Below are 6166 nucleotides of genomic sequence, written 5' to 3' on the forward strand. Positions count from 1 at the left end.
GCATCTTCAGACAGCCTCTAACTCTAAAGAAAATCACAAAAATACAGCAAAATCATGAAATTAGTTCGTTATCTTCTAGGTTTGTTAGTGCCTCCTTTAGGCGTTTTCCTGACAGTTGGAATTGGGCCTACATTGTTTATCAACATTTTGCTAACAGTTCTAGGCTGGCTACCCGGCAGTATTCATGCAATTTGGGTCATTGCCAAGCATGATGAACAACTAAATCGAGAAAGTGGTATTTACTAATACGCAAGAGAAAATTGGTAAATATTAAGTATGGTGCGTTACGTTTAAAACCGTAACGCACCATTTCATTTTGTACCAATTCCAAATTTAACTTGCATAATTAGTGGACAATTGGTTGTGTGTAGAATTCAAAAATTAGTCCATACAAGCTAGAAAAGCAGAGTACTAGATCGAATTGTTAGTACTACATACAGCATTATATAATAAGTTTTGCGGTGTGTAACTTAGTGTGACTCAAACAATAGTACGAAAAATGGCTAATGATTTGCGTCCTGCTACAAGCAAAGGGAGCTTGCAGTTTGAGTCCGTCACTTACTTACCCCAGCGTTAAATGTATGTAGTTCGCTTGTGTTGTATGTATCCCTTACCCAAAGTTTTTGAGAGGTGAATTGCAATGTCTAATCTTCGAGAAGGAATGCCCGTACTTGCCCGTCATGAGGGAGATTGGGTAGGAACTTATACATTGATTGATACAACAGGAAAAATCCTAGATAATTATGAGTCTCACTTAACCTGTCAATTTCCAGAAAATGGCCCTCATCCCTACTACCAAATTAATCGCTACAAATGGTCTGATGGAAAACAAGAAGAGTATGAATTTACAGGAAGCTATAAAGATAATAAACTCTGGTTTGACACCGAGCGCATCCAAGGAAAAGCTTGGGAAATTGATGATTCTATTGTGATTTTGTGGTTTATTTATAAAACAAACCCAGAAATGAGTTTATACGAAATGATCTACATTAGTCCTGACAGTAATAATCGTGCCCGCACTTGGCATTGGTTTAAGAATAATAAAATCTTTCAACGCACCTTAATTGAAGAAGAACGGCTAAGATAGTAATTTCTGTTTTCAGAAATCACCATCATTATTCTCTAGTCCGCACAGGCGGACTTTGTTTGTGTAGCCACAGCTTCAAATGGTTAGGCTTTCATCTCAAATTTCAACTTAGTAAGGTACAAGTATGGCAAAAGGTGACAAAATAAATTTTTCTACTCCTAGTGGTTTCCCAGAATTTCTGCCTAATGAAAAGCGTCTAGAATTATATTTGCTAGATATCATCCGTAGAGTTTTTGAAAGCTATGGATTTACGCCCATAGAAACACCTGCTGTAGAACGTTTAGAAGTGCTGCAAGCTAAAGGAAATCAAGGCGATAATATCATTTATGGCATTGACCCCATTCTGCCACCAAATCGGCAAGCCGAGAGAGATAAATCAGGCGAAACGGGTTCGGAAGCAAGAGCATTAAAGTTTGATCAAACAGTTCCTTTAGCAGCTTATATTGCCCGTCACTTGAATGATTTAACCTTTCCCTTTGCCCGCTACCAAATGGATGTGGTTTTTCGAGGAGAACGCGCTAAAGATGGGCGTTTTCGTCAGTTCCGCCAGTGTGATATTGATGTAGTTGCTCGTCGTGAACTCAGCTTGCTCTATGATGCTCAAATGCCTGCAATTATCACTGAGATATTTGAAGCAATAAATATTGGTAATTTTTTGATTCGCATTAATAATCGTAAAGTTCTTACAGGTTTTTTTAAGTCAGTAGGAATTACCGAAGATAAAATTAAATCGTGTATTAGTATTGTTGATAATTTAGAAAAAATTGGTGAAAGTAAAGTAAAACAAGAATTAGAAAAAGAGGGAGTTTCAGGAGAACAGACTCAAAAAATTATTGATTTTATTAAAATTGATGGTTCTGTTGATGAAGTATTAACTAAACTTAAGCATCTCACCCAAAACCTGCCAGAAACCGAGCAATTAAGCCTGGGGATTAGCGAATTAGAAACGGTAATTACAGGCGTGCGTAATCTTGGAGTTGCCGAAAATCGTTTCTGTATTGATTTATCAATTGCCCGCGGTCTTGATTACTATACTGGCACAGTTTACGAAACAACCTTATTAGGACATGAAGCTTTAGGTAGCATCTGTTCTGGCGGGAGATACGAAGAATTAGTTGGGGTATTCTTGGGTGAAAAAATGCCTGGTGTAGGCATTTCTATTGGATTAACTCGCTTAATTAGTCGATTGTTAAAAGCTGGTATTCTAAATACCTTAGCTGCTACACCAGCCCAGGTGATGGTAGTAAATATGCAAGAAGATTTAATGCCAACTTATTTAAAAGTTTCGCAACATCTGCGTCAATGTGGAATTAATGTTATCACTAACTTTGATAAGCGTCCCTTGGGTAAACAATTTCAGCTAGCCGATAAACAAGGAATTCAATTTTGTGTAATTATTGGTTCTGAGGAAGCAGCAACACAAAAGTCTTCCCTGAAAAATTTGAAAACAGGTGAGCAAGTAGAAGTGTTACTGGTAGATTTGGCTGAGGAAGTTAAAAAAAGGCTTGCTTTATAAGCTACAAAAATTATAAGGCTATGTTGGGTTTCATTCCTGATGCTATTGGCGAATTATTTCTTAATATTGTAATTAATTCAACGATAAACTTGTCGTTCATAAAAATATTGGTTTTTCCTTAGCCAAACCAAGCTACGAAAAAATCAGGTTTTTTGGTACTTTAAAGTATAAAGTGATATTTTGCCAACAGTATCAGGAACAAAACCTAACCTTGTATCTTAGAAGAAGTGGTAGACCGTCACAACTTTATCTACAAAGACCCCTTTGCTACAGGGTTCACCACAACAACTGAGTAACGATAAGATGACTAATTTACCGAAGTCAGAAGACGCAACAGTTTCTGATGATGAAATCAGGGATATTTATTGATTACGTTGGGGAGTTGAACTATTATAGAAATTTTTAAAAATGTATTTAAAACTTGACAAATTAATTACCAAAAACCTCAATGGTATTACTATACAAATTTACGTTAGCTTAATAGCTAATCTGATATTACAGCTTTTATCTATTCCCACACAATGGGGACATACATTATTAGATAAATTCTGCTATCTTCTCTTCGAGACGCTACGCGAACAATTTTGTATGTGTCAGAAAATCAGTTATGTTCATTGGTTTGATGAGATGATGTTAACTTAGGCTTTTTAAAGTTAGTGTAACTAAATATGTAAAGCTTTGTACTGACATTCAACATTTCTGGTTTTGAAGGTAACACCCAAAACGCATAACTGTTCCTCTGATGTGGGTGAAAGCCCCATCTTTAAGAGATAAATGACTCCCGATCTGACCACATCGAATAGGCTCGGAATCCTATAGAGTGAAGCTGGTAGCAGGGCGCAACCAGTTGTAAAACAAGCAGGTAACAATGACTGGCCCTAACGGGGAGATGATATGGGTAAACAAGTTCTAGAAAAGTGTCTGGCTAAAAAACTACAACTTGAACCACAAACCATCGACTCTACCAATAGTAGTATAGCCCTGTTCTGTCACTTTCCGAGAATAAAGAATATAATAGTTAAAAGAAAAAACTCTACATAGTAGGTAGAGCAATGGATGTAGAATTACAAATCCTCAAACACTTACGTCGAGATGCCCACCCAACAGTGGGAGTCATAGATGAATATTGTGAGGAATACAGAGACATATTCAAAGAAGTAAGAAATTATGAGTGCTTTAAATATTTACATTTGGGAATAATCTCAACGCTCAAAAGAAAATCCTTACCAGAGATAGCAAAAGTAGTAAGCATAAACTCAGCCCAATCATTACATCATTTTCTTGCCAATTCAGAGTGGTCAGTAGAGAAAGTAAAGAACCGAAGATTAGAGAAAATCAAGAGAGCATTAAATGGAAAAGCAATTACCGTAGTCATCGATGAAACAGGAGATAGAAAAAAAGGTAAAAAGACTGATTACGTAGCCAGACAATACTTAGGAAGTGTGGGAAAAATAGATAACGGGATAGTTTCAGTCAATGCCTACGGAGTTTACGATAACATAACATTTCCGCTACTGTTCAAAGTATTCAAACCGCAAGGTACGCTAAAAGCAGAAGACAAATATAAGACTAAGATAGAATTAGCAACAGAAATAATTACAGAAATAATAGAGTTGGGCTTGAATATTAAATTAGTATTGGCAGACAGTTTATATGGAGAGAGTAGCCAATTTCTCAGAAAATTAGCAGCATATAACTTAGCTTACGTGGTAGCAATTAGAAGTAATCATGCAGTCTGGCTGCCAGCCAATCAAAGGGTTAGGGCGAATAAGTGGTGTAAATTTACCAGAACATTTAGTAACCAAAAATCAGAGACTAGATATATCCGAGAAATAATTTATGGTAAAACAAGAGATATAACTTACTGGGAATTAACCACAGACCCAGAAACAATGCCGGAAAATTCTACGTCCTTTGTGATCACAAATCTCAAAGGTAAACTCAAGAAAATTTTGGGCGACCTCTATGGCTTGAGAACATGGGTAGAATATGGTTTTCGTCAGTGTAAGCAAGAATTAGGTTGGACAGATTATCGGTTTACTAGTTTCCAGCATATTGAACGGTGGTGGGAAATTATTTTTTGTCTTTACACAATGATTAGTTTAAACTCTCCAGCCTTTTTATCCTTAAATCAATCTCATCAAATTCTAACTGATGTATCAGAAATCAGTCCGGTTGATTTCACTGTGCATCAGCAATAGAATCATCAAAATGGATGGAAGAATACTCTCAATAATCTGCGGCTAATCGTCCAACCACTTTTACTATTTTGGTTAATTTATCCGTGGCTTGATGTTTTTCACAATTCCAATTTGTTGCTCGGATTTAACCAACTTATTAGTGCTATGAATGGCTTCAAACCCTTTTATTCATCTGAATAATTCACTGTATTTACTGCTTACTTATTTCGGAAAGTCACAGAACAGGGATAGATAGATTGTTTTTAGTGAAACTTTTATCCTTCAATAAACCAAGACTATACAAAACTTGTAGTAAAATAACCAACCATACTTATCTAAAGTGCAATCCTCATACTCATATCTAACCACTTGGACTGAGTAATCGGCGCACTGCTAGAAATATAGTCAACACCAGTCTCTGCCACACTGCGAATCGTCTCTAAAGTCACATTCCCTGAAGCCTCTATTTTCACCTGCTTATTCCGCTCGCGAATCAACTGTACCGCCTCACGCATCATATCCACAGGCATATTGTCTAACATAATAATGTCAACGTTGTGCTTCAAAGCTTCTTTCACCTGCTCTAAACTTTCAGTCTCTACCTCTATTGTCAAGGGATAAGGTATTTGAGAACGAATACGGGTAACTGCTTTTTCAATTCCACCTGCCGCCACAATGTGATTATCCTTAATCATCACTGCATCATCCAATCCCATCCGGTGATTAATCGCTCCACCCACAGCAGTCGCATACTTTTCCAACAGTCTCAATCCTGGTGTAGTTTTACGCGTATCCACCAACTGAGCAGGTAAATCAGCAATTTTCTCTACATATATATTAGTGAGCGTAGCAATCCCACTCAACCGCATAACCAAATTGAGAGCAACTCGTTCCCCCATCAGTAGCGCATCTAGCGAACCATGAATTTCAGCTACCACCTGTCCCGGCTCACACCATTTACCTTCAGCCGCAACCGCCGTAAAGCTGACTTTTTCATTCAAAATCTGAAACACCCGACCTGCAATTGGTAAGCCAGCAGTTATCCCTGGAGCTTTAGCTATCCATTTAGCCGAGCCTAGCGTCACATCTTCTACTAGTAACGTATTTGTTGTGCGATCGCCCCGGCCAATATCTTCCAACAACCAGCCACGCAAAAGAGGATCTAAAACCAGCCAAGGCGGTAAAACACCAGAACTGCTCACAAATATATTGCTTCCTTAGTAACTTCCAGGAATACTATAGCTTAAAACTCTTACACTCTAAGGCTTTGATGGCGATAGAAAAACAGTCCAAAAGAATTTTGGAGAAAATAGTTGACACGAGGGGGTGTGTTCGCTATATTGAATAAGTGCCTGAAGCGGAGAGCTTAAAGCGACTCGCAAA

The 6166-nt window shown here is 37.6% G+C and carries 4 protein-coding genes and 2 pseudogenes; 5 read left to right on the forward strand and 1 reads right to left on the reverse strand.

Annotation, left to right across the window (positions count from 1 at the left end; all coding sequences use genetic code 11):
• Positions 1–54 precede the first annotated feature (54 nt).
• From H6G86_RS23645 to H6G86_RS23665, 5 genes and pseudogenes are all read left to right on the forward strand, one after another.
• Positions 55–246, forward strand: a complete 192-nt coding sequence (locus H6G86_RS23645) for a YqaE/Pmp3 family membrane protein (protein ID WP_114080493.1) — start codon at positions 55–57, stop codon at positions 244–246.
• A gap of 394 nt (positions 247–640) precedes the next feature.
• Positions 641–1087, forward strand: a complete 447-nt coding sequence (locus H6G86_RS23650; RefSeq protein ID WP_190936364.1) for a DUF3598 family protein — start codon at positions 641–643, stop codon at positions 1085–1087.
• 124 nt (positions 1088–1211) lie between these two features.
• Entirely contained in the window at positions 1212–2603 is a 1392-nt protein-coding gene (hisS, locus tag H6G86_RS23655) for a histidine--tRNA ligase (RefSeq protein WP_190936365.1), read from the forward strand.
• A gap of 303 nt (positions 2604–2906) precedes the next feature.
• A pseudogene (locus H6G86_RS23660) lies at positions 2907–3245 on the forward strand (transposase); the annotation flags it as partial.
• Between the two features lie 410 nt (positions 3246–3655).
• Positions 3656–4984, forward strand: a pseudogene (locus H6G86_RS23665) (IS701 family transposase).
• 134 nt (positions 4985–5118) lie between these two features.
• Here H6G86_RS23665 and nadC read toward each other — a convergent pair.
• Entirely contained in the window at positions 5119–5985 is an 867-nt protein-coding gene (gene nadC, locus H6G86_RS23670) for a carboxylating nicotinate-nucleotide diphosphorylase (protein ID WP_190936366.1), read from the reverse strand.
• Between the last annotated feature and the right edge of the window lie 181 nt (positions 5986–6166).

Origin of the sequence: Nostoc sp. FACHB-133 (assembly GCF_014698055.1) — a bacterium.
Lineage (GTDB): Bacteria > Cyanobacteriota > Cyanobacteriia > Cyanobacteriales > Nostocaceae > Nostoc.

Bases quoted from the DNA above. Each gene is read 5' to 3' on its own strand.
- H6G86_RS23645 (WP_114080493.1), top strand. From the start codon at position 55: ATGAAATTAGTTCGTTATCTTCTAGGTTTGTTAGTGCCTCCTTTAGGC.
- H6G86_RS23650 (WP_190936364.1), top strand. From the start codon at position 641: ATGTCTAATCTTCGAGAAGGAATGCCCGTACTTGCCCGTCATGAGGGA.
- hisS (WP_190936365.1), top strand. From the start codon at position 1,212: ATGGCAAAAGGTGACAAAATAAATTTTTCTACTCCTAGTGGTTTCCCA.